Origin of the sequence: Pseudomonas sp. NPDC088885 (assembly GCF_044750025.1) — a bacterium.
Taxonomy (GTDB): domain Bacteria; phylum Pseudomonadota; class Gammaproteobacteria; order Pseudomonadales; family Pseudomonadaceae; genus Aquipseudomonas; species Aquipseudomonas rustica.
The window spans coordinates 1-22,020 of the sequence record NZ_JBIVJB010000004.1 but is presented as its reverse complement, the minus strand read 5'-3'; the positions used below and the strand labels follow the sequence as shown (position 1 = coordinate 22,020).

The following is a 22,020-nucleotide window of genomic DNA, read 5'->3' as shown; positions in this document are numbered from 1 at the left end:
GCATCTGCCACAAGGCCAGGGTGAGATAAGCGGTATTGGGGGACTCCGGCCTACAACAATAAGCACGACGGAGAACACCCATGGCCACGACTTACACAACATCCACCGGCAGTCCACCGCGCAGCGGCGGCATCACCAAGGAGGAACGCAAAGTCATCTTTGCCTCCTCGCTGGGCACGGTTTTCGAGTGGTACGACTTTTACCTCTACGGTTCGCTGGCGGCGATCATCGCCAAGCACTTCTTTGCCGGCGTCAACGAAACCACTGCATTCATCTTTGCCCTGCTGGCGTTTGCGGCAGGCTTCGCGGTGCGGCCGTTCGGTGCGATTGTGTTCGGCCGGCTCGGCGACATGATTGGGCGCAAACATACGTTTCTGATCACCATCGTCATCATGGGCGTCTCGACCGCGATTGTCGGTTTGCTGCCCGGTTACGCGACCATTGGCGTCGCTGCGCCGGTGATTCTGATCACCCTCCGACTGCTGCAAGGCCTGGCACTGGGCGGTGAATACGGCGGCGCGGCGACTTACGTGGCCGAACACGCGCCACGTAATAGACGCGGCTTCTTTACCTCGTGGATTCAAACCACCGCGACCCTCGGCCTGTTTCTGTCGCTGCTGGTGATACTCGCCTGCCGCACCGCGCTGGGCACTGAAGCGTTTGAAGAGTGGGGCTGGCGGATTCCGTTTCTGCTGTCGATCCTGCTGCTGATCGTCTCGGTGTACATCCGCCTGCAACTGAGCGAGTCGCCGGTGTTCCAGAAAATGAAGGACGAAGGCAAAGCGTCGAAAGCGCCGCTGACCGAGTCTTTTGCCCGTTGGGACAACCTCAAAGTGGTGATCATGTCGTTGCTCGGCGGCACGGCCGGGCAAGCGGTGGTCTGGTACACCGGGCAGTTCTATGCGCTGTTTTTCCTGTTGCAAACGCTGAAGATCGACCCGCAAACCGCCAACCTGCTGATCGCCGGATCACTGTTGATCGGAACGCCGTTCTTCGTGATTTTCGGCAGCCTGTCCGACCGCATCGGGCGCAAGCCGATTATCATGGTCGGCTGCATTCTGGCGGCGCTAACCTACTTTCCGATCTTTCATGCGCTGACCCAGTACGGCAACCCTGATGTGTTCATCGCTCAGGAGAAAAACCCGGTCAAGGTGATCGCCAACCCCGACCAGTGTTCGTTCCAGTTCGATCCGGTGGGCAAGGCCAAATTCACCAGTTCTTGTGATCTGGCCAAGACGTTGCTGGCGAAACGGGCGATTCCGTATGAGAACGTCACCGCCGAACCCGGCACCGTGGCGCAAGTGCGTATTGGCGACAAAGTCGTCGAGAGTTTCGACGGCAGCGCCCTGCCCGCCGCCGACTTCAAAACTCGCAATGATGCGTTCACCGCGACCCTTGGCACTGCGCTGAAAGAAGCCGGTTATCCAGAGAAAGCCGACCCGGCAAAAACCAATTACCCGATGGTGCTGCTGTTGCTGACCATTTTGGTGATCTACGTGACCATGGTTTACGGGCCGATTGCGGCGTGGCTGGTGGAGCTGTTCCCGACGCGCATTCGCTACACCTCGATGTCGCTGCCGTATCACATCGGTAACGGCTGGTTCGGCGGGTTCCTGCCGACGGTGGCGTTCGCGATGGTCGCGGCCACCGGGGATATCTATTACGGCTTGTGGTACCCGATCGTGATTGCGGTGATGACGGCGATACTGGGTACGTTCTTCCTGCCGGAAACCAAGGATCGCGACATTCTCAAAGACTGAGTCGGGTGTGCTCGATTTGGGTGGTTGTTCGGTGACGGTGATGTTGACCGAACTGGCCATTTCGCGAGCAAGCCCGCTCCCACATTTGACCGTATTCGTGAGATCGAACTCGGTCAAATGTGGGAGCGGGCTTGCTCGCGAAAGGCTTTTCAGAACGGGCCCTGGGTGACCACGCGGGTGTCGATGATCTGCTGCAATGCTTGAATTCGCTGCTGATAAACGTCGGTGAGGCATTTCACATCAGCGGCGCATTTGCCACGGGTTTTCAGCCACGCCTGTTGCTCGTCAATCAAGGCACCACGGCCGCCCATCGGCAGAAACCGGCGATCCAGTTTGTAGAGCAGCGCCATGCTCACGTCCATGTCGTTAAGCGCACGGTTGGCGCACACTGTTATTTCATCGGCAGCTTTGGCCCGGTCGCAGTCGAAACTGGCGGCGTAAGCAGCCTGGCCGATGATCAGGGCAGACAAGCCGAACACGGTTGAAAGTAGAGTTTTGTTGCGCATGGGTTGGGTCATCCAGACAGCGATTGATACCTCTTGGGCTAATGCATGAGCGCAAAGTTTCTGAACGCCTGCCAAACCACCGCCTCCAATGTTTACACCACTGGAGGTCAACACCATGAACAGCAACGACGACAAAACCCCGAATGCCCCACCTACCGACACATCCGGCAAACCGGTGAACGTGGTCGAGCGTGATCTTGAAGACCACGATGACGACACCAAAGGTGTGGATGAGGTGATTACGCCTTCGTCTACCCGAGTGAAAGAGCAGGATGCCGAGACGCTGCAGCGCAAGGTCGATGAGATTGAGCGCAAAGTGGCGGATGGCAACTGAGGTTTGCTACTTGATTTTGATGCTTGACAGATAACCTTGTGGCGAGGGGATTTATCCCCGTTGGAGTGCGCAGCGCTCCCAGCTTTTCAAAGAGGGGCCGCTGCGCGACCCAACGGGGATAAATCCCCTCGCCACAAATCAGCTTGAGCGGCAGTTTTAACGAAATTTTCATACTCCCCCGCCTATGATCCCGCACCTCGTTGGGGAGTAGCCTGTTTCCGTGCACTGCGGAAGCGTTCGTATCAACATTCTCGGCAACATGCCGTGGTGCGAACACCTTTTGGTTGGTGAGACCGACGACACATCCATGCCTAAAAGTCGGGCGTGTGGTTGTGTCGTTGACTCATAGCCCGACTGGAAGTATCTCCGTGAATCCTGTTTCCCTCATCTTCCTTGCGCTGGCCATGTCCACGGATGCGTTTGCAGCCGCCATCGGCAAAGGCTCCAGCCTGCACAAACCTCGCCTCACCGAAGCCCTGCGCACCGGTCTGATCTTCGGCGTGATCGAAGCCATCACCCCCATCATCGGCTGGCTGATCGGCCAGGCCGCGAGCCAATGGGTTGCCGAATGGGATCACTGGATCGCCTTCACTCTGCTCGTGGTGCTCGGCCTGCACATGATCTACAACGGTTTGAAGCATGAAGAAGAGGAAGAAGAGAAACCGGGTTCGCACTCCTTTCTGATTCTCGCCGTCACCGCGTTTGCCACCAGCATCGACGCCCTCGCCGTGGGCGTTGGCCTGGCGTTTGTTGACGTGAACATCTGGGTGGCTGCGGCGGCGATCGGTCTGGCGACGATGACCATGGTAACCATCGGCGTGATGCTCGGCCGGGTGTTGGGCTCTATGGTTGGCAAACGTGCTGAAATCGTTGGCGGTGTGGTGCTGATGATCGTCGGTGCGACGATTTTGTATGAGCATCTCGTGGTCTGAGACTAGCTGTTAGACAGCGCCGTCAGTGCCAACGCGTTGCCTGGCGCGGCCCCGCTGGCGGTGTTGTCGAAAATGCACCAGGTCGTCGCGCCATGCGCATCGGCGGCCTGCAATACGCTAGCGAGGCTCTCTAAATAGGAGTCATCGTAGGCACTGTGGTAAATACGCGGCGAACCGTGCAGGCGCCAATACCGCGTCCCTTGCCAGCCAACCGCGGAAGAATCTCTGCTGATGCGCGACGGATCGACCACAGCCTGAGCGATCCGGTAAGCGATCAACAATGATTCGGCAGCCACCCATGTCTCATGACGCGGCTCCAGCACCACGTCGCCGTCGAAACGCTGGCGCAACGCACTGAAAAACGCTTCGGCACTGACCGCATCAAATGCCAGTGACGGCGGCAATTGCAGCAGCAAACAGCCCAAGCGATCAGCCAAACCGCTGCACTGCGCCAGGAACTCATCGAGTTCTTCGTCGCAATCCAACAATCGGCGTTCATGGCTGATCTGCTTGGGCATTTTTACCGAAAAGCAAAACCCTTCCGGCACCGAATCCGCCCAACGTTCATAGGTTGAGCGGCGATGTGGGCGGTAAAACGAGCTGTTGATTTCCACACAGTTGAGCCGCGCCGCATAGCGTTGCAAATGCGTGCCCTCCTCCGCAAATGCCGGCCAATGCTCACGCCCGAGACTCCAGCCGGCACAACCAATGAAAATCAAACATCACCTCCAAACTCCACTCCCATGTAGGAGCTGCCGCAGGCTGCGATCTTTTGATCTTACAAACAACGTCAAAAGATCGCAGCCTTCGTCAGCTCCTACAGGGGGACGTTATTTTTTGCTGGGGAGAACTGAGCTCAGAACCTGCTTGGCGGTTTGCACCAGAATCCCCGCCTCGTCCGGATCGCCCTTGAGCAACGTCGTGGCGAATTTCTTCGCTTGTTCAAGCTTGATGTGCGGCGGCAGCGGCGCCACGTTCGGGTCGGTTTTGAACTCGATCAGCACCGGTACATCGGAAGCCAACGCCTGTTCCCACGCCCCCGCCACGTCCTCTTCGCGATCAACGAAAATCCCTTTCAGGCCGATGGAAATCGCGAACAGGTGATACGGCACATCGGGAATGTTCTGCGACGCCTCGAACTTCGGATCGCCCTCCATCACCCGCTGTTCCCACGTCACCTGATTGAGATCTTCGTTGTTGAACACCGCGCAGATCCATTTCGGGCTCTTCCACTGCCGCCAGTATTTGGCAACGGTGATCAGCTCGGCCATGTTGTTCATCTGCATCGCACCATCGCCCACCAGAGCAATTACCGAGCGTTCGGGATAGGCGAATTTAGCAGCGATTGCATAAGGCACAGCGGCGCCCATCGAGGCCAGCCCGCCGGACAACGAACACATCATGCCGCGACGGATTTTCAGGTCGCGCGCAAACCAATTGGCGCACGAACCGGAGTCGCTGGTGATGATCGCTTCATCCGGCACTCGCGGTGACAATTCATACACCACCCGCTGCGGATTGATCGGCTTGGCCTTGGCCATCGCGCGTTTTTCCAGGGTTTTCTCCCAGCTACCGCGCCAGCCTTCGATTTTTTTGCGCCACTTGCCCGAGGTTTTTTGTTCGAGCAACGGCAACAACGCCGCGAGGGTTTCCGCTGCGTCGCCGACCAGATTGACCTCCATCGGATAACGCAGGCTGAGCATGTCGGGTTGCAGATCGATCTGCACACCGCGCGCCTGACCTTCTTTAGGCAAAAACTCCGAATACGGGAAGCCCGAACCGATCATCAGCAAGGTGTCGCACTCGGTCATCAACTTGTAACTCGGCTCGGTGCCAAGCAGGCCGATGCTGCCGGTCACCCACGGCAAATCATCCGGAAGCACCGCTTTGCCAAGCAGCGCCTTGGCCACGCCGGCACCAAGTTTTTCGGCGATGGCGATCACTTCATCCGTTGCCTGCAAAGCGCCGGCGCCGACCAGAATCGCGACCTTCTCGCCTGCGTTCAAAACGTCTGCCGCACGCTGCAAATCTTCGTCATAGGGCAGCACTTTCGGCTTGGTGTAACCGACGCCGGAATGCGCGGTGCCGTGCGCGCGGGCCGGTGCCTGATATTCGAGATCCTGCAAATCATTGGGCAGAATCAGCGCGGTCACCCGACGCTCGCCAACCGCCGTACGCACCGCCCGGTCGAGCAAATGCCGCACCTGCGAAGGCGCCGAAGCCTGCTGCACAAACGCGCCGGCGACGTCCTTGAACATCGACACCAGATCCAGCTCTTGCTGATAGTGACTGCCCAACGCCGTGCGCGCCTGCTGCCCAACGATGGCCAGCACCGGCATGTGATCCATTCGCGCATCGTAAAGCCCGGTGATCAAATGCGAAGCCCCGGGGCCGGACGTGGCAATGCACACGCCCAGCTCGCCAGTGAATTTCGCGTGGGCCGAGGCCATGAACGCGGCCATTTCCTCATGCCGCGCCTGCACAAATTCAATCTTGCCTTTAGCTCGATCGAGCGCGCCGAACACGCCGTTGATGCCGTCGCCCGGATAACCAAAAATCCGCGTGACGCCCCATTGGCTGAGCCGCTCAACCAGAAAATCGCCTACTGTCGTTGTCATCTCGATCCTCGTCTTTTCGCCGGTGTAAGGGTCTGGACAGTCGCGCGGATGGCGAAGTTTCGATTGATTACCGGGAAACAGTTTCTCGTTTGCGACTAAAAACGCCGGGGTGGCACAATGCCCGCCATCAATTTTCATCTCAGGGATGAACGCAATGGACTTACCCCAAATTTGGCGCAAGCGCTTTGCCGCAGCCGTCATCGAACAACAGATCATCGGCGAATCCCGTGCCGACGTTTGGCGCATAGCGTGCGCGGATTCAGCACCGCTGTTCGTGAAGTCCGAACAAGTCATGCAGTGGGGCGAACTGCCCGGCGAGGTCGCGCGGCTGCGCTGGATGGCAAGCCAGAACCTGGCCGCGCCGCACGTGCTTGAAACCGCCATCGAAGCAGATAAAAACTGGCTATTGATGACCGCAGTGCCCGGGCGCGATCTGGCCAGCAGCCCGCACCTTGCGCCGCAGCAGATCGTTACACTCTTGGCCAACGCTTTGCGTGAGCTGCATGAGATCGCGATCGAAAGCTGCCCGTTCGATCACAGCCTCGACCCGAAAATAAAACTGGCTCGTGAGCACCTGAATGCCGGGTTGATCGATGAAGAGGATTTCGACGATTCACGCCTCGGTCGATCTGCTGAAGATGTCTTCCAACAGATGCTCCTGGAACGCCCGAGCCATGAAGATCTGGTGGTGACCCACGGCGATGCATGCCTGCCCAATTTCCTCGCTGACGACGGTCAGTTCAGCGGCTTTGTCGACTGCGGCCGATTGGGGGTCGCGGATCGTTATCAGGATTTGGCTTTAGCTGCGCATAGCATCACGCACAACCTCGGCGAGGCGTGGGTGCCGGTGTTTTTCGAGGTTTACGGCGTGCAGCCGGATCAGCGGCGGATTGCCTTTTATCAGTTGCTTGATGAGTTTTTCTGAAAGTCGATGTCCAGACTTCATCACTCAACTGACTGTGAGGCCATTCGCGAGCAAGCCCGCTCCCACATTTGCAATGCATTCCAAAGTGGGAGCGGGCTTGCTCGCGAAGAGGGAGCATCAGATTACTGATCTGTTGACTGACACACCGCGATCGCCAGCAGGCTCCCACATTGGGTTTTGCATGTATTCAGTTAGAAAGGTTGTGGGCCAAATAAACCTGTAGGAGCTGTCGAGTGAAACGAGGCTGCGATCTTTTGATCTGCCGTTGAAAAGGTCAAAAGATCGCAGCCTGCGGCAGCTCCTACAAGACGCCATCGCGACCGGCACAGTATTCGAGCTCAGCGATGCGGATGCACGGTCATCGCGACCAGTTTGATCACGATCGGCCGCACCACGAGGATGCACAGAAACGCCACCGGCATCGCCAGCTTGTAGGCGTGCAGCGCATTACTCAGGTAGTCGTTATCAATGCCTGAATTGGCGGCGGTAATCACCAGCGACATCAGAAAAGCCATGATGGTCGCCATGTACAACGCAAACACATACGGCGTCGCTCGCGCCGAAAGCTTGCGGCGACGGACATAAACGGCTTCTGCATTGCTTCTTTGATTCATAGGGCTTTCCATCCATTGACAGGGAGCGGGCACGTTAGCAAAGCCCTGGCCCCTCAACTAGACGGCCAAATGCAGGTGCTTTATAAAGCAGTACTTACGAATCAAGCCCTTCCGGCAGGACATCGATGAATCTGTTAGCGGCGATTGCCAGTTTTATCAAAGTGGTGGAATCCGGCTCTATCGTCGGCGCCGCCAAGGCGTTGGGCGTCAGTGCCGCAGCGGTCAGCCAGACCATCAATCGCCTGGAAACACACCTCGGTGTGCGCCTATTGCAACGCACTACCCGGCGCATGGCACTCACCGAAAACGGCGCGGTGTACTACGAAAAGGTCAAGCGGATTGCGGCGGATCTGGAGTCCGCGCAAAGTTCGATCAATCGCGAAGACAGCGAACTGCAAGGTCGCTTGAGCATCGCCTCGACCTCCGCGTTCGGCCGGCATGTGCTGGCGCCGCTGATTGCCGGTTTCACCGCGCAACATCCGCGCCTGCTGATCGAATTGTCGACCACCGACGGCAAGATCAATCACATCCAGGACGGCATCGATCTGAGCTTGCGGATCAAGCCGCAACTGGAGGACGGCATCGTCGCACGCAAGATCGTGTCCCTGCCCTTCATCATGTGCGCCGCGCCGGCTTATTTGCAGCGCGCCGGCTGGCCGCAATCGCCTTATGATCTGCAAAACCATGCGTGCCTGGCGTTTCGTTACCCCTTGGACGGGCGTTTTCTGCGCTGGAGTTTTATCCGCGATGGTCAGCGTTATGACGCCGATATCAACGCGACCGCGATCAGCGACGACATCGACGCGCTGACGCAGATGGCAATCCACGGCGCCGGCATCACCCGACTGGCGGAGTTCGTCGCGGCTCCGTATCTGCAAAACGGCCAGCTGCTGCCGTTGTTTGCACAACGCGACGACGCAACTCATGCAGTTGTCGAACCCATGGAGATTTTCGCCTGCGTGCAGGAGCGCGCGGCGATGACGGCCAAAGTCAGAGCGTTTATCGAGTATTTGACCGAGCACCTGAAACAGCGCTGGCCGATGGATTTTTGATACAAGTCGAACTCGCCGAAACGCGCGAAATCAGGCACAGTCGCGCCTCGGTGATCGCTGTACATCCTTCATGGAGAACCAAAACAATAATGCTCACACCTTCACCCCAAACCTTCCGCGGCAGTTGCCTGTGTGGCGCGGTCAAATACCAGATCCGCTCACGGCCCAAAGCGCTTTCACACTGCCATTGCAGCCAATGCCGCAAAAGCCACGGCGCAGCATTTGCCAGCTTCGGCAGTGTGATGCGCGGCAATCTGGAATTGTTGCAGGGCGGTGAAGACCTCAAGTCCTATCAATCCTCTGAATCGGTGGTGCGCCAGTTCTGCTCGCACTGCGGCTCGTCGATGTTCTGGTCGCGGGCACAGGGTGAATTTGCCGAGTGGGTTTCGGTGGCACTGGGCACGCTGGATACGCACTTCACCTCGGACAATCAGAAGCACGTCGAGCTGACGTCTAAGGCGTCGTGGTACGAGATGGCGGATCAGCGGCCGAAGAGCCGCGCGTGAAGACGGTAAACGGTGGTCGGGTTGATGCGACGGTTTCAGACGCCCGACGATCTGCTTAACTAAGTGGTTGCAGTTCTTCATTAACGGAGGCCAGCCATGAAATTCAGTCATTCACTCACCGCACTGTTGGTAGTCGCCAGCCTGTTCGGTTGCGCCTCTTCATCCAAGCCCGGCGCAAACGTGACGCTCACCGCCACTCGCCAGAACAGCGGTCAGATCGGCAACGTCACGCTCGCCGACTGGGGCAAGGACACCGGTTTCAGCTTCTTCATCAGCGGCGCACCCAACGGGGCTTCCCTGCCCTTGCGCCTGTACACCTTCGTCAACAAAGGCAGCTGCGCACAGCCTGGGCCGGTGGCGTATGCGATGAACGACAAGGTCAATACCGAACGCCAACCGGTGCGTGGTTGGGCCTTCTCAAGAAGCGCACCGGTGCCGTTGTCGACGTTGCTGGCCGGTGAGTATTACGTGGTGGTGCGCACGGCCGCGACTGATGGGAATGTCGATATTTTCTGCGGCGATATCCGCCATTAATTGAAGCTGTGTCTGACAGACCGCTTTCGCGAGCAAGCCCGCTCCCACATTTGATTTGGGTGTACACGGGCTTTGTGTTCGACAGAATATCTGTAGGAGCAAAGCTTGCTCGCGAAGGCGTCGGCACAGACAACATCTCCATCGCCTGATACACCGCTTTCGCGAGCAAGCTCGGCTCCTACAGTTATCGGGTGGTTTGATCGGGATTTTGGGTACGGCCGAGAACCCTGTGGGAGCCGGCCTTGCCCGCGAAGGCGGCGGCAAGGTCAACATGTTCATTGCCTGACACAGCGCTTTCGCCAGCAGGCTCGCTCCCACATTTGATTTGGGGCGTACACGGGCCTTTGTGTCCGACAGAAATCTGTAGGAGCAAAGCTTGCTCGCGAAGGCGTCGGCACAGACAACCTCTCCATCGCCTGACACACCGCTTTCGCGAGCAAGCTCGGCTCCTACAGGGATTTGTGGTTTGATCGGGATTTTGTGTACGGTTGAGAACCCTGTGGGAGCTAGCCTGCTCGCGAAGGCGGCGGCAGGGTCAACACTGTTTGGCAGGCAGTCCGGTTTTACATGGATCACCCTTGATTGGGTATATTCCTCCTCGTGCATTCATCGATGACGAGGTCTGTTTCATGAGCAAGTCGCCCTACGTTCCGCCCAAAGTCTGGAAACACGAAGCACCGTCCGGCGGCCAGTTCGCCAGCATCAATCGACCAACCGCCGGGCCGACTCACGACAAAACCCTGCCGGTCGGCAAGCATCCTTTGCAGTTGTATTCCCTGGCCACGCCCAATGGCGTCAAGGTCACTATCCTGCTCGAAGAGCTGCTGGCATTGGGGCACACCGCTGCCGAATACGACGCCTGGCTAATCCGCATCAACGAGGGCGACCAGTTCTCCAGCGGTTTCGTCGAGATCAACCCCAACTCGAAAATCCCCGCCCTGCTCGATCACAGCACCGAACCGCCGACTCGCGTGTTCGAATCCGGCGCGATCCTGCTCTACCTCGCGGAGAAATTCGGCGCCTTCCTGCCCAAAGATCCGGCCGGACGCACCGAAACCCTCAACTGGCTGTTCTGGCAAATGGGCGCAGCGCCCTATCTCGGCGGCGGCTTCGGCCATTTCTACGCCTATGCGCCGGAGAAGATGGAATACCCGATCAACCGCTTCACCATGGAAGCCAAGCGTCAGCTCGACGTGCTCGATCGACGTCTGGCTGAGAGCCCGTATTTGGCCGGCGACAAATACTCCATCGCCGACATCGCGGTGTGGCCGTGGTACGGCCAACTGGTGCGCAACAACGTTTATTCAGCGGCGGAGTTTCTCGCGGCGCAGGAATACACCCACGTGCAGCGCTGGGCCGAAGAGATCGCCAATCGTCCTGCGGTGATTCGTGGCCTGCGGGTCAATCGCACGTGGGGCGATGAGGTAACTCAGGTGCCTGAGCGCCATCAAGCCGAAGATTTAAGCTGACCCCTCTCCCCCTCGCTGCCGATCACAATGTTCGTTGATCGGCAGCGACTCCCCGCTTCAGCCCCCCGTGTTCTCAAACGCGTCAAATGTGAAAATTTCATTAACTAACTGACTCGTACGGGTTTCTTCGAGCGATTCGATCTGCCAGACTAATGCGAATAATTCCTACACGCAGTCGCAACAGATTCGTTTTTGTATTACTTGGGGAAGCAGATTGATGTCGTTTCACACCAAAAGCCGTCGTGCAAACCGTTCACCTAACCTGTTGGCACTCGCCATCTGTATGGCCAGCATCACCAGCGTTTCAGCGGATGAAACGCCTGAAACCAAGCCGAAAGATGACACAGCAGCCACCGTTCTGGAGCTCGGCGCCACCGAAATCGGCGCCACGCAAATGAGCAGCACCACCGAAGGTTCGGGCTCCTACACCACCGGCCCGATGCAGACCGCGACCAAACTGCCACTGACCATGCGCGAAACACCGCAAGCGGTGACCGTCATCACCCGCCAGCGCATGGACGATCAGGCCATGACCAGCGTCAACGACGTGGTCAAAGCGACGCCGGGGTTGTTCCTCAGTCAGTCCAGCGGCCCGGGCCGGCAGACTTACAGCTCGCGCGGTTTTGACATCGACAACATCATGTACGACGGCCTGCCGAGTTCGTACCAGCCGTTCTCGATGGCCGTACAACCGAATCTGGCGATGTTCGACCGCGTGGAAATCATTCGCGGCGCCACCGGTCTCGTCACCGGCGCCGGCAACCCTTCGGCCGCGATCAACATGGTGCGCAAACGCCCGACGGCCGAGCAGCAAGTCACCCTCACCGGCGCCGCTGGCAGTTGGGATGATTATCGCGGCGAGATCGACGCCTCCAGCCCGCTGAACGAGAGCGGCACATTGCGCGGCCGCGTGGTGGGTTCCTATCAGGGCGCCGACAGTTTCCGCGACAAAGAACAAAACGATCACGGCTTGTTCTACGCCATCGGTGAAGCCGATCTGAGCGACAGCACCACCGCATCCCTGGGCTTCTCGCGTCAGAACGAGCAGACCAACTACTTCTGGGGCGGCTTGCCGCTGGGCACCGACGGACACCACCTCGACCTGCCCCGCTCGACCTATCCCGGCACCGACTGGGAAAACAAGAAGCTGCAGATCGACACCGTTTTCGGCGATATCGAGCACCGCTTCAACAACGATTGGCGCCTGCACGTGGCGGGTTCGGCCTCGACACTCAACGGCGAATTCTCCGGCACCTATCTGTCGCGCTACAGCGGCCCGCTGGAAACCACCGCCTACCAGTCGCACAACACCGACAAACAAAGATCGATCGATGCGTTTGCCAGCGGCCCGTTTGAAGCCTTCGGCCGCACCCACGAACTGGTCGTCGGTGCGAGCAATCGCGTCTACGATGCGACCTCCAAAGAATACGACCCATACACCACGGCCTGGCCGATCGGCGCGCCGAAACCTGATTTCGTGCGCGACAGCAAAACCCGCACCGTCACCACGCAGGACGCGGTTTACCTGACCACGCGCCTGAGCCTCGCCGACCCGCTGACACTGATCCTCGGCAGTCGCCTCGACTGGTACGACTACGACGACCGCAGCGGCGACGGCGACTTTAAAGTCACCCGCAACCTGACCCGCTATGCCGGCCTGATCTACAAACTCGACGATCATCACTCGCTGTACGCCAGCTACACCGACATCTTCAGCCCGCAATCGTCGAAAGACCTGTCCGGCAAAGTGCTCGATCCAATCGTTGGCGAAAACTACGAAGTTGGCGTCAAGGGTGAATACTTCAACGGTGCGCTCAACGCCAGCCTGGCGGTGTTCCAGATCGACCAGACCAACCGCGCCACCACCGCCGCAACGCAGTTGGGTTGCCCGGTCATGACCTGTTATCAGGCCTCGGGCAAGGTTCGCAGCCAGGGCGTCGACATGGAATTGCAAGGTGCGCTGACCGAAAACTGGCAAGTGGGCGCCGGCTACACCTACACCCGCGCGCACTACATCAAAGACGAAAACCCGGCCAACGATAATCAGCAGTTCGACACCGACACGCCGGAGCACCTGTTCAAGGTTTCGACGATGTATCGCTTGCAAGGCCCGCTGGAAAAACTCCGCGTCGGCGGCAGCGTTTACTGGCAGAGCCGCATGTACAACGACGTGCCAGTCGCCAACGGCACCTATCGCGTCGAACAGGGCAGCTATGCCACCGCCGACCTGATGGCCGGTTACGAAGTCAACCAGCACCTCGATCTGCAAGTTAACGCCAACAACATCTTCGACCGCGTCTACTACTCCGCCATCGGCTCCAACACCACGTGGGGCTCCAACGACAACTACGGCGATCCGCGCAGCTACATGCTGACCGCCAAATACAAGTTCTAAAACGACCAACGGCGCCGGGATTTTCTCGGCGCCGTTGCATTTGTTGCGCTGGAGCAATTAGTCATGTCGGCTAATAAGAGATAGTCTTTGACAGATATCTTTTCGAAGCGCCCGCCATGACCGACCCGCAATTCTCAGCTGACATCGACGCGATCAGCAGCATAGACGCCGTGCCGGTGATTTTGAGCATGGTCAAACACCTCACCGGCATGCGTTTCGCGGCGGTTGCCCGCGTCACTGAGCGCAACTGGGTGGCCTGCGCTGTCGATGACTCGATCGATTTCGGCCTAAAACCCGGCGGCGAGCTGGTGCTGGAATCAACCATCTGTCACGAAATCCGCCAACACCAGCAACCGGTGATCTTCGGTCACGCCAGCACCCACCCGATCTTTTCCAAGCACCACACGCCGATAACCTATGGCCTGGAAAGCTACATTTCCATTCCGATCGTCAAAGCCAATGGCGATTTTTTTGGCACGCTGTGCGCCATCGACTCAGTCCCGGCCAATCTCGATGAACCGGCCATCGCGAAAACCCTGACCCTGTTCGCCCAGTTGATCGCCATGAGCCTCGACACGCAAAGCCATCTGGCGGCCACCAAGGTTGAACTGGCTGACGCCAATGAACTTGGCCGATTGCGCGAGCAGTTCATCGCGGTGCTTGGGCATGATCTGCGCACGCCGTTGAGCGCGATTCGCATGAGTGCCGATCTGCTGGAAACCAAGACCGAGGAAAAACGTTCGCTGAATCTGATTTCGGCGATCCGCAACAGCTCGCTGCGCATGGGCGTGTTGATTGAAAACATCCTCGACTTTGCCCGTGGGCGGCTGGGTGGCGGGATTCCGATCCAGCGCAAACTGGTCGATGACCTGCAACAGACGCTGCAGTTGACCCTTGAAGAAGTACAGGCGTCACACCCGCGAGCGACGTTCACGCATACCCTGAATGTGCCGAGCGGCGTGTATTGCGATGCGCTCCGCATCAGTCAGTTACTGTCCAATCTTCTGGGTAATGCGGCCACTCACGGTTCGGTTCACGCGCCGATTGTCTTGAACGCCTACGCGCAGAACGATGAAATCGTGATCTCGCTGACTAACCAGGGCACTCCGATTTCGGCGCAATTGATGCCGCTGCTGTTCGAACCGTTTTCCCGTTCGGAAGCCGGCCATCGCAAAGAAGGTTTGGGGTTGGGGCTGTATATCGCGGCGCAGATTGCCACGGCGCACAACGGCACGTTGAGCGTAACTTCCGACGCCGAGTCGGGAACACACTTTGTCGCGCGGTTCCCGGCTCAGTTCAAGTGGGTTTGAGGCGATGGCTGCTTAAGACGGGTCGGCTGTCAGGCCGCCAACGCTGACAAGCCAGCTTCCACAGTGTTTTCGGTATGATCGGGATTTTGGAAACACCCCAGAAACCCGTGGGAGCGGGCTTGCTCGCGAAGGCGTCGGCAGGCTCAGTATCCACGTTGCAGGTACACCGCTTTCGCGAGCAAGCCCGCTCCCACAGTTGGAACTGAGTACTTCTGCCAGAGATTGGTCGGCTGTCAGGCCGCCATCGCTGGCAAGCCAGCTCCCACTGTGTTTTTTGGTATGACCGGGATTTTGGATGCACCGCAGAAACCTGTGGGAGCGGGCTTGCTCGCGAAGGCGGCGGCAGGTTCAGTATCCTCGTTGCAGGTACACCGCTTTCGCGAGCAAGCTCTGCTCCTACAAAAGCGAAAGCAACATCAAAAGATCGCAGCCTTCGGCAGCTCCTACACAGGATGAGCGCGAGCTCGGCTGCAGCTTTTGATTTTGATTTTGCTTTACCCGCCCCGTCGGAAGGCTGAGTGGAGGGATTTATCCGGGGGTGGGAGCGCAGCGACCGTTTGGCGCAGCCAAATGCATCGAGAGGAGGTGCAGCGCAGCAAACCGGAGGCGATGCGCCCGGATGAATTCCGTAACGAAGGAACCCCGAGCCCCAGCGAGCGGGCCGAACGTTGGGGCAAAGCCTTAATGAGATGGTCAGCCCGGTGAGATCCTCGGCGGGTCTAAACTTGTCGAGGCTCTCTTTTTACTGAAGGAGGATTTCTCATGAATACCATCACGCTTTTGGGTATCGACATCGGCAAACACACTTTCCACCTGCATGGCCAAGACGCCAGAGGCCATCAGGTGCTGCGTAAAAAACTCAACCGAAACCAATTACTCCCCTTTCTGGCGCAGATCTCGATCTGCAAAATCGCCATGGAATCCTGCGGCGGGTCTCAATGGCTCGCCCGAAAAATCATGGAGCAGGGGCATCACGTGCAGTTGATTGCACCCCAACATGTGAAGGCCTACGTCACCGGAAATAAAAACGATTTCATTGATGCCGAGGCCATTTGTGAAGCGGCCTCGCGCCCCAGAACCCGATCGGTTCAAGTCAAAACCGTAGAGCAGCAGGTGCTGTCCACAGAACACCGACTGCGCAAGTCTTTAGTAAATCGACGCACCGCCGTCATCAATCAAGTGCATGGATTTCTCCTGGAGTTCGGCGTCGTTTTTCCCGTTGGATACGCCGCACTGGATCGGCTCTCAGGTCTGATGGAGAGCCGTGAACTGCCCACTCGCTTGATAAGTGCTATCGAACGCATGCTTGAAGACATTCGGCAGCTGACCCATGAGATCAAAAAACTCGACGTCGAAATCAAACAACAGCTGACGCAAAACGATGCCGGCCAACGCCTGCAGAGCATCCCCGGCATCGGCCCTCTCATCGCTAGCGCGCTGGTGGCCGATGTCGGCGACGCTTCGATTTTCAGGTCATCTCGCGATTTTGCAGCGTCGTTGGGGCTGGTGCCGCGCCAGTACTCAACGGGTGGGGAAACGACACTGCTCGGCATCAGCAAGCGAGGGGACAAATATTTAAGGAGTTTGCTGATGCAGGGCGCTCACGCCGTTTTGTGTCGCGTCGATAAGCGAACGGATGCCCTCGGTGTCTGGGCCAAAAACTTACTAGCACGCAAACATCCAAACAAAGTGGCCTGCGCCCTCGCGAACAAAATGGCAAGAATCGTCTGGGTGTTGTTAACCAAGGGCGGCACCTTTAACTCAACGCTCTTAGCTTGATCTGTACGCTTCACCAACGGCTTTTGCGACGTCAGTACTGATGACGATAAACGGCAGACATCCTGACTGAAAACCTGATAACCCAAAAAGCTTTGGAAGCTGAAGCCTTTTTAAGGACAGGCGGGAGCGACTACTCATCAAGGGCCGAGCGCTATACGTGCTCACACTGAGCCCGGATACATTAGCGCAAGCTCGATTTACCGTTGATCGCTGCTGAGTGGCAGAAGATGGGCTGACCATACATTGGGTTACCTTTTCGGCGTCTGGAAAAGGTGACCCGCCGTAAGGGCGGAACCCTAAGCGGCCGTTACCGCAGCAACGGATATGTACTCAGTCACCAAAAATCCAGCCGCCCAACCCGACGCCTTCGCGAGCAAGCCCGCTCCCACAGTTGGAACCCAGCACATCAAAAAAACCGTCTACCGACGCATCGTCAGAATCGCCGCCCCGAAACCGATGAACGTCGTCCCCACCACCCGGCTAACCCACCGCGACAGCGCGGGCCGGGTCAGTACGCCTTTGGCGCGTGACGCCAACGACGCGTAGACGCTGAGCGACGATACCGAAAGCGCCATGAAGATCGAGGTCAGGATGAAAAACTGCGGCAGCAGCGCCGCGTCCTGATCGATGAACTGCGGGAACAGTGCGGTGAAAAACATCGTCGCTTTCGGGTTGGTCACTGCGGTGAGGAATGCCGATTTGAACAGCTTGCCGCGACTCGGGCGATTTTTGCTGGTATCGCTGTCACTGCCAACTGCGAGCATTGGGCCCTTCTTCATCAGTTGCTTGACCCCGAGGTAGAACAGATAGCCGGCGCCGAGAATTTTCACCGCGTTGAAGAGCATCTCAGAACTGGCGAGCAAGGCGCCGAGGCCCAGCATCGCGGCGGCGGACAGGCAGAACAGGCCGCTGGCGTTGCCCAGGGAAGACCAGATCGTGCTGCGCTGTCCGTGGGCCAGGCTGTTGTTGATCGCCATCAACGTCGCCGGGCCTGGGCTGGCAATTGCGATGGCGCCGACCAGGGTGAAGGTCAGAATCGAGTGAGAATCCATTTTCAGTGCTCGTGACATGTGGGTGTCGGCATGTTACAGCAGCCAATCTGTCACACAACCTCAGGCCAATCATAGAACCTGTGGCGAGGGGATTTATCCCCGCTGGGGCGCGCAGCGGCCCTTTCTTTTAAATCTAAAGAGGGGCTGCTTCGCAGCCCAACGGGGATAAATCCCCTCGCCACAATAAATCCCTTCACCACAATAAATCCCCTATCCACAATGACTGCATTCCCCCCAATCACAAGGCAAAAAAAACCCCGCAACCCAATAAAGGCGCGGGGCAAAGAATTGGTTGGTTGCGGCCAACCAAAGGAGCTCTTTCAGATACGTGTTCGCACAGTCTTCAGATGCAATCCTGTGCAGCACGTTCAAAACTGGAGGGCAGCAAGTTCGAGGCGAGCAAGTGTCGTTCATAGATAAACACCTTGCCGCCAGTGCCGGCCTTGTAAGCCTCCAGCACGTTGTCGGCGGAAATCTTGCTCGGCACCACGATCCGGTAGCTGCGCTGGGTCTGCGAAACGGTCGGGCTCAATTCACTGCCCTGCAACTTCGGCACCACGCAATCGGCGTATTGCGCCGGGGTCTTGCTGGTCTGCAAGGTCAGGCTCGGCGTGTTCGGGGCAGACGCGCAACCGCCGAGCAACAACGTGGCAACCGCCAGAACAGGCACAAATAAAGGACGCATCGGGTTCAATCCTGAAAATAAAAGGTTCGGTTTAACCGGCAATGGTTCAGCCTCACGGAGCCGCCATCGCCATTTATGTGTTGGGTTCAGCTCGCGGCGACCAGGGCCTTGAGCGAAGCGTCGAACTGCTTCAACGCATTCAGTTGCAGGTCACGCTGCTTGTCGATCTGCGCAGCAACAGCAGGCGCTGCCAGGTTATGCACCCAGACCGATGGCAAATTTTTCTCCACCGCGCCTTCGGCCTTGCCGATGTATTGCAGATTGGCGTCGTAGAACTTCGCGGTGAAACGCGCTTCAACCAGGCTGTTACGCTGGGTCAGCAAGCGATTGAACGTGTCGAGCTTGACCACCACGTCCGGATGCGCCTGAATCAACGCATCGAGATTGTCGTAAACGGTTACCGACAAAAACTGCTGCTGCAACGAACTGATCAACCAGTCGACCGCCAACTCCGGATCGGAACTGGCGACAAACGCTTCACGAATCCGCGAGTCCAGCGCGTCTTTTGCGCCGTTCGCCGCCATGTCGTGGTAACGCTCCAGGTATTGCAGGTTTTCCAAGGTGTTTTCGCTGTACAACACACCGACCGTTTGCGTGTATTTCAACGCCGCATTGCTGGCCGTGATCGGTTGCAAGTGACACGACCGGGCGTCGTCTGCGTAGGTCGGTGCAGCGGCAACCGCCCCGCCCATCAGCAGGGCGACCATGGCCAGTCGAGTCAATGTGTTCATCGCGCAAATTCCTTGAGCAGCGTGTTCGATGGGGGCAATTTTCCGCCTAACGCCGCTAAAGCAGAACTTCCGTTTCGTGATGATCACTATTACTTCCAGCGATAGTTGCGCGCCGTGTAGATTGATACACACTCAATTCCAACGAAAAATAATCACAGAGGATCTTTCCTTGAGAACGTTTGATCTGATCCGCGACGCCGTACTGCCCGACTTCCGTGATCGGGTGGCGGAATATCTCGTCCAGTACGAAAGCGTCCTGCTCGACAAAGACATCCACGACCCACAGCTCATTCGCGACACCGCCAATCAACTGCGCGGCTACCTGCGTGGGCTGAACACCACGCGGGTATTGGGCATGGCCTATTGGGAAGAACTGGATCGACGGGTGGTGGACACCTGGCTCGCGCCGCAGCCATGACCGAGCGCCCGACGCGCGACGGCCCACACCGTCCGCGCCGGCGCCGAAACCAGTGGTCTGCGCGGCAACGCGCCCCCTGCGAAAAGTCCGCCCAAACGCTTACAATCGCCGGTCTTAATGCCCAATAGACAGGCTCGCTCAGAAATGCCGCTCGACCCTATTACAATGCTGACCATCTCGATCGCGCTTGCAGCCGCCGCCGCGCTGTATCTGGCAATCGAGTGGCGCAGCATTCGCGAGCCTTCCCTGCTGTTCTGGAGCGCCGGTTTCGCCACGATCACCGTCGGTTCCACCCTCGCCTTGCTACGCAGCAGCGGCTTTTTGCTGATCGGCATCTGGTTCGCCAACGGTCTGCTGGTGACCGCACACTTTCTGTTCCTGCTCGGTGTCGCGCGCTTCACCCAGACGCGCCTGTCGAGCGCCTGGTATCTGATTTTCGTCACCTGGCTGGTGATGTTGCTGCTGCCGGACGGGCCGCTGTGGTCGAAAGTCATGCTCGCGGCCAACTCGTTGCTGGTGGCGCTGGCGACGCTCAAAGGCAGTTTTCTGCTGCGCCCGCACGGTAAATCCCTGAGCGTCGGCGCCGTGCAATTGCGCTACGTGTTGCTGGTGCACGGCGCTTTTTATATCGCCAAGGCACTGACCGTGGTCATCCCCGGCACGCTGATTGATCTGGCAGCGTTTCGTGGCGAGATCATCCAGATTTCACTGGTCGAAGGCGCGATGGCGATCATGCTGATTGCGCTGTCGATGACCGGCACCGAGCGCTATCGCCGCGAAAAAGAGATCGCCCGCCTCGCCGAACGCGATCCGCTGACCGCCCTCTACAACCGCCGCGCCCTGGAAAAACGTGCGCCGCGCTTGCTCGCCGATGTCTCGGCTGAACGTCCCGGCGCCCTGCTGCTGATCGATATCGACAACTTCAAACTGGTGAACGATCAGTACGGCCATATCGCTGGCGACCGCTTGCTGATCGCCTTGAGCGAGATGATTCGTTCGCTGCTGCCGCGTAATGCGCTGACAGCACGATTGGGTGGCGACGAGTTCGTCATCCTGCTCAACGGCGCCTCCAGCGAGCGCATCGTCGAACTCGGCAACGTGCTGCGCGAGCAGTTTCTCGGCACCACTGCGCAGACGTTCCCCACCACCGAACCCGTCACCTTGAGCCTCGGCGCCACGCTGTTCGAGGCGCCGCCGGCCAGTCTGGCGGCGCTGATCGAACAAGGCGACGCCGCGCTCTACGAATCCAAACGCGGTGGCCGCAACCGCATTCGCCTCACCGGGCTCCCACTTTCAGGATGAAAACACCATGACCAGCCTCGACACTGCTTTGCAAGACAGCGCCGCACCAGAAGGCGTTTGCTACGGCTGCGGCGGTAGCAATCCGCACGGTCTGCACATCAAAAGCTACTGGCATGAAGACGGCGTGCACGTCCTCGCCGAGCACGTGCCGGACGCCAAATACTGCGGTTGGCCGGATCTGGTCTACGGCGGCTTGATCGCGATGCTGGTCGACTGCCACTCCAACTGGACGGCGATGGCCTACCACTACCGCGCCGAAAATCGAGAGCCGGGCAGCCTGCCGCGTATTGATTGCGTCACGGGCAATCTGGGTATCAAATTCATCAAGCCGACGCCGATGGGTGTGCCGCTGACCTTGCGCGCCAGAGTTGAAGGTGAAGTCGGGCGCAAGTCGCGGGTGATCTGCGAGGTGTTTGCCGGCGATGTGCTGACAGCGGTGGGTGATTCGGTGTTTGTGCGCGTTGATACGGGATCATTGGCGGATGCAGCGCACGGACGTTAAGGTAATTTGAACTCAAAACTTTCATCAAGGATTGTGAATGTCGCTTATCTCGCAACGCGTGGAAATGGCCCGCAATGGCAGCAACGAAAAAGTCATCTGCCGAATGCCTTCAGGCTGGGCGGTCATGGGCGATGTGCAGTTTCTGCCGGGTTATTGCCTGCTGCTGCCCGACCCGGTGGTGCCGAGTTTGAATGATCTGGACGCGGAGGCCCGGGCGGTTTACCTGCTCGACATGGCGCGCCTCGGGGATGTGGTTTTGGCGGTCACCGGTGCGCTGCGCATGAATTATGAAATTCTGGGTAATTCAGAGCCAGAGCTGCATTGCCATTTGTTTCCCCGTTACGCCACGGAGCCTGAGGAAAAGCGCAGGATGCCTGCGTGGTTTTATGACTGGAAGACCGCGGTGCCTTATGCGGAGGATGTGCATGGGGAAATGCGGATGAGGATTGCGCAGATGCTGGAGCCCTTACCCTGATTCTCTCGCTGTTGTTGGCTTTAGAGCCCTCACTGTAGAGACCGGTACATCCTTTACACATTAGACCGGGGACATCGTTTACACCTTTTCCAGGCTTGCTACGCGTTTAGCGCCGCGTTCA

General features: G+C 58.3%; 22 protein-coding genes and 1 riboswitch. Of the genes, 15 read left to right on the top strand and 7 right to left on the bottom strand.

Annotation, left to right across the window (positions count from 1 at the left end; genetic code table 11):
• Nucleotides 1-80: 80 nt before the first annotated feature.
• Nucleotides 81-1,760, top strand: coding sequence for an MFS transporter (locus ACIP1X_RS04595; RefSeq protein WP_212550663.1), 1,680 nt, complete (start codon nucleotides 81-83; stop codon nucleotides 1,758-1,760).
• Between the two features lie 149 nt (nucleotides 1,761-1,909).
• Here the strand turns inward: ACIP1X_RS04595 and ACIP1X_RS04590 are convergent, their stop codons facing one another.
• On the bottom strand, nucleotides 1,910-2,266 hold the full coding sequence (locus ACIP1X_RS04590) for a lysozyme inhibitor LprI family protein (protein WP_400749746.1): 357 nt from the start codon (nucleotides 2,264-2,266) through the stop codon (nucleotides 1,910-1,912).
• 115 nt (nucleotides 2,267-2,381) lie between these two features.
• Here ACIP1X_RS04590 and ACIP1X_RS04585 point away from each other — a divergent pair, with 115 nt between their 5' ends.
• Nucleotides 2,382-2,600 (top strand): hypothetical protein, encoded by a 219-nt coding sequence (locus ACIP1X_RS04585; RefSeq protein WP_159812095.1) that lies wholly within the window; start codon nucleotides 2,382-2,384, stop codon nucleotides 2,598-2,600.
• Between the two features lie 190 nt (nucleotides 2,601-2,790).
• A riboswitch (yybP-ykoY riboswitch) is annotated at nucleotides 2,791-2,961 on the top strand.
• A 7-nt stretch (nucleotides 2,962-2,968) separates the two neighbouring features.
• The gene (gene mntP, locus ACIP1X_RS04580; protein WP_400749743.1) at nucleotides 2,969-3,532 is read left to right on the top strand and encodes a manganese efflux pump MntP; all 564 of its coding nucleotides are present in this window, start codon (nucleotides 2,969-2,971) and stop codon (nucleotides 3,530-3,532) included.
• A 2-nt stretch (nucleotides 3,533-3,534) separates the two neighbouring features.
• Here the strand turns inward: mntP and ACIP1X_RS04575 are convergent, their stop codons facing one another.
• Together ACIP1X_RS04575 and ACIP1X_RS04570 are read right to left on the bottom strand one after the other, a co-directional pair.
• A complete protein-coding gene (locus ACIP1X_RS04575) occupies nucleotides 3,535-4,251 on the bottom strand; it encodes a DUF72 domain-containing protein (RefSeq protein WP_400749740.1) in 717 nt (238 codons plus the stop codon).
• A 111-nt stretch (nucleotides 4,252-4,362) separates the two neighbouring features.
• The gene (locus ACIP1X_RS04570) at nucleotides 4,363-6,150 is read right to left on the bottom strand and encodes a thiamine pyrophosphate-requiring protein (RefSeq protein ID WP_400749737.1); all 1,788 of its coding nucleotides are present in this window, start codon (nucleotides 6,148-6,150) and stop codon (nucleotides 4,363-4,365) included.
• A gap of 154 nt (nucleotides 6,151-6,304) precedes the next feature.
• Here ACIP1X_RS04570 and ACIP1X_RS04565 point away from each other — a divergent pair, with 154 nt between their 5' ends.
• On the top strand, nucleotides 6,305-7,075 hold the full coding sequence (locus ACIP1X_RS04565) for an APH(3')-II family aminoglycoside O-phosphotransferase (RefSeq protein ID WP_400749734.1): 771 nt from the start codon (nucleotides 6,305-6,307) through the stop codon (nucleotides 7,073-7,075).
• Nucleotides 7,076-7,413: 338 nt separating this feature from the next.
• Here ACIP1X_RS04565 and ACIP1X_RS04560 read toward each other — a convergent pair whose 3' ends face one another.
• Entirely contained in the window at nucleotides 7,414-7,689 is a 276-nt protein-coding gene (locus ACIP1X_RS04560; protein ID WP_400749731.1) for a DUF2798 domain-containing protein, read from the bottom strand.
• Nucleotides 7,690-7,814: 125 nt separating this feature from the next.
• Here ACIP1X_RS04560 and ACIP1X_RS04555 point away from each other — a divergent pair, with 125 nt between their 5' ends.
• The 7 genes from ACIP1X_RS04555 (at nucleotide 7,815) to ACIP1X_RS04525 (ending at nucleotide 16,734) form a co-directional block, all read left to right on the top strand.
• On the top strand, nucleotides 7,815-8,741 hold the full coding sequence (locus tag ACIP1X_RS04555) for a LysR family transcriptional regulator (protein ID WP_400749729.1): 927 nt from the start codon (nucleotides 7,815-7,817) through the stop codon (nucleotides 8,739-8,741).
• 89 nt (nucleotides 8,742-8,830) lie between these two features.
• The gene (locus ACIP1X_RS04550; RefSeq protein ID WP_212544465.1) at nucleotides 8,831-9,247 is read left to right on the top strand and encodes a GFA family protein; all 417 of its coding nucleotides are present in this window, start codon (nucleotides 8,831-8,833) and stop codon (nucleotides 9,245-9,247) included.
• A gap of 96 nt (nucleotides 9,248-9,343) precedes the next feature.
• Nucleotides 9,344-9,781, top strand: coding sequence for a hypothetical protein (locus tag ACIP1X_RS04545; RefSeq protein WP_400749727.1), 438 nt, complete (start codon nucleotides 9,344-9,346; stop codon nucleotides 9,779-9,781).
• Between the two features lie 629 nt (nucleotides 9,782-10,410).
• A complete protein-coding gene (gene yghU, locus ACIP1X_RS04540) occupies nucleotides 10,411-11,250 on the top strand; it encodes a glutathione-dependent disulfide-bond oxidoreductase (protein WP_400749724.1) in 840 nt (279 codons plus the stop codon).
• A 217-nt stretch (nucleotides 11,251-11,467) separates the two neighbouring features.
• Entirely contained in the window at nucleotides 11,468-13,645 is a 2,178-nt protein-coding gene (locus tag ACIP1X_RS04535) for a TonB-dependent siderophore receptor (RefSeq protein ID WP_400749723.1), read from the top strand.
• 116 nt (nucleotides 13,646-13,761) lie between these two features.
• Nucleotides 13,762-14,955, top strand: coding sequence for an ATP-binding protein (locus ACIP1X_RS04530; RefSeq protein WP_400749720.1), 1,194 nt, complete (start codon nucleotides 13,762-13,764; stop codon nucleotides 14,953-14,955).
• A 762-nt stretch (nucleotides 14,956-15,717) separates the two neighbouring features.
• Nucleotides 15,718-16,734 carry an IS110 family transposase gene (locus ACIP1X_RS04525; RefSeq protein ID WP_400749717.1) on the top strand — a complete coding sequence of 339 codons (1,017 nt, stop codon included), beginning with the start codon at nucleotides 15,718-15,720 and terminating at the stop codon, nucleotides 16,732-16,734.
• A gap of 419 nt (nucleotides 16,735-17,153) precedes the next feature.
• Here the strand turns inward: ACIP1X_RS04525 and ACIP1X_RS04520 are convergent, their stop codons facing one another.
• From ACIP1X_RS04520 to ACIP1X_RS04510, 3 genes are all read right to left on the bottom strand, one after another.
• Nucleotides 17,154-17,786, bottom strand: a complete 633-nt coding sequence (locus ACIP1X_RS04520; protein WP_400749714.1) for a LysE family translocator — start codon at nucleotides 17,784-17,786, stop codon at nucleotides 17,154-17,156.
• Nucleotides 17,787-18,129: 343 nt separating this feature from the next.
• Nucleotides 18,130-18,471 carry a hypothetical protein gene (locus tag ACIP1X_RS04515; protein WP_400749712.1) on the bottom strand — a complete coding sequence of 114 codons (342 nt, stop codon included), beginning with the start codon at nucleotides 18,469-18,471 and terminating at the stop codon, nucleotides 18,130-18,132.
• Nucleotides 18,472-18,557: 86 nt separating this feature from the next.
• Nucleotides 18,558-19,202, bottom strand: a complete 645-nt coding sequence (locus ACIP1X_RS04510) for an ATPase (protein WP_400749709.1) — start codon at nucleotides 19,200-19,202, stop codon at nucleotides 18,558-18,560.
• A gap of 169 nt (nucleotides 19,203-19,371) precedes the next feature.
• Here ACIP1X_RS04510 and ACIP1X_RS04505 point away from each other — a divergent pair, with 169 nt between their 5' ends.
• From ACIP1X_RS04505 to ACIP1X_RS04490, 4 genes are all read left to right on the top strand, one after another.
• Nucleotides 19,372-19,620: a hypothetical protein gene (locus ACIP1X_RS04505; RefSeq protein WP_400749706.1), complete on the top strand. Its 249-nt coding sequence runs from the start codon at nucleotides 19,372-19,374 to the stop codon at nucleotides 19,618-19,620.
• 144 nt (nucleotides 19,621-19,764) lie between these two features.
• Nucleotides 19,765-20,922 carry a GGDEF domain-containing protein gene (locus tag ACIP1X_RS04500; RefSeq protein ID WP_159812112.1) on the top strand — a complete coding sequence of 386 codons (1,158 nt, stop codon included), beginning with the start codon at nucleotides 19,765-19,767 and terminating at the stop codon, nucleotides 20,920-20,922.
• Between the two features lie 7 nt (nucleotides 20,923-20,929).
• Complete coding sequence (locus ACIP1X_RS04495; protein ID WP_400749703.1) at nucleotides 20,930-21,424, top strand: PaaI family thioesterase; 495 nt, start codon at nucleotides 20,930-20,932, stop codon at nucleotides 21,422-21,424.
• A 37-nt stretch (nucleotides 21,425-21,461) separates the two neighbouring features.
• Nucleotides 21,462-21,899, top strand: a complete 438-nt coding sequence (locus ACIP1X_RS04490; RefSeq protein ID WP_400749701.1) for an HIT family protein — start codon at nucleotides 21,462-21,464, stop codon at nucleotides 21,897-21,899.
• The last annotated feature ends 121 nt before the right edge of the window (nucleotides 21,900-22,020 follow it).

Excerpts from the sequence above, each read along its gene's own strand:
- ACIP1X_RS04595 (WP_212550663.1), top strand. The coding sequence starts at position 81 with ATGGCCACGACTTACACAACATCCACCGGCAGTCCACCGCGCAGCGGC.
- ACIP1X_RS04590 (WP_400749746.1), bottom strand. The coding sequence starts at position 2,266 with ATGCGCAACAAAACTCTACTTTCAACCGTGTTCGGCTTGTCTGCCCTG.
- ACIP1X_RS04585 (WP_159812095.1), top strand. The coding sequence starts at position 2,382 with ATGAACAGCAACGACGACAAAACCCCGAATGCCCCACCTACCGACACA.
- ACIP1X_RS04570 (WP_400749737.1), bottom strand. The coding sequence starts at position 6,150 with ATGACAACGACAGTAGGCGATTTTCTGGTTGAGCGGCTCAGCCAATGG.
- ACIP1X_RS04565 (WP_400749734.1), top strand. The coding sequence starts at position 6,305 with ATGGACTTACCCCAAATTTGGCGCAAGCGCTTTGCCGCAGCCGTCATC.
- ACIP1X_RS04560 (WP_400749731.1), bottom strand. The coding sequence starts at position 7,689 with ATGAATCAAAGAAGCAATGCAGAAGCCGTTTATGTCCGTCGCCGCAAG.
- ACIP1X_RS04555 (WP_400749729.1), top strand. The coding sequence starts at position 7,815 with ATGAATCTGTTAGCGGCGATTGCCAGTTTTATCAAAGTGGTGGAATCC.
- ACIP1X_RS04550 (WP_212544465.1), top strand. The coding sequence starts at position 8,831 with ATGCTCACACCTTCACCCCAAACCTTCCGCGGCAGTTGCCTGTGTGGC.
- ACIP1X_RS04545 (WP_400749727.1), top strand. The coding sequence starts at position 9,344 with ATGAAATTCAGTCATTCACTCACCGCACTGTTGGTAGTCGCCAGCCTG.
- yghU (WP_400749724.1), top strand. The coding sequence starts at position 10,411 with ATGAGCAAGTCGCCCTACGTTCCGCCCAAAGTCTGGAAACACGAAGCA.
- ACIP1X_RS04535 (WP_400749723.1), top strand. The coding sequence starts at position 11,468 with ATGTCGTTTCACACCAAAAGCCGTCGTGCAAACCGTTCACCTAACCTG.
- ACIP1X_RS04530 (WP_400749720.1), top strand. The coding sequence starts at position 13,762 with ATGACCGACCCGCAATTCTCAGCTGACATCGACGCGATCAGCAGCATA.
- ACIP1X_RS04525 (WP_400749717.1), top strand. The coding sequence starts at position 15,718 with ATGAATACCATCACGCTTTTGGGTATCGACATCGGCAAACACACTTTC.
- ACIP1X_RS04520 (WP_400749714.1), bottom strand. The coding sequence starts at position 17,786 with ATGGATTCTCACTCGATTCTGACCTTCACCCTGGTCGGCGCCATCGCA.
- ACIP1X_RS04515 (WP_400749712.1), bottom strand. The coding sequence starts at position 18,471 with ATGCGTCCTTTATTTGTGCCTGTTCTGGCGGTTGCCACGTTGTTGCTC.
- ACIP1X_RS04510 (WP_400749709.1), bottom strand. The coding sequence starts at position 19,202 with ATGAACACATTGACTCGACTGGCCATGGTCGCCCTGCTGATGGGCGGG.
- ACIP1X_RS04500 (WP_159812112.1), top strand. The coding sequence starts at position 19,765 with ATGCCGCTCGACCCTATTACAATGCTGACCATCTCGATCGCGCTTGCA.
- ACIP1X_RS04495 (WP_400749703.1), top strand. The coding sequence starts at position 20,930 with ATGACCAGCCTCGACACTGCTTTGCAAGACAGCGCCGCACCAGAAGGC.
- ACIP1X_RS04490 (WP_400749701.1), top strand. The coding sequence starts at position 21,462 with ATGTCGCTTATCTCGCAACGCGTGGAAATGGCCCGCAATGGCAGCAAC.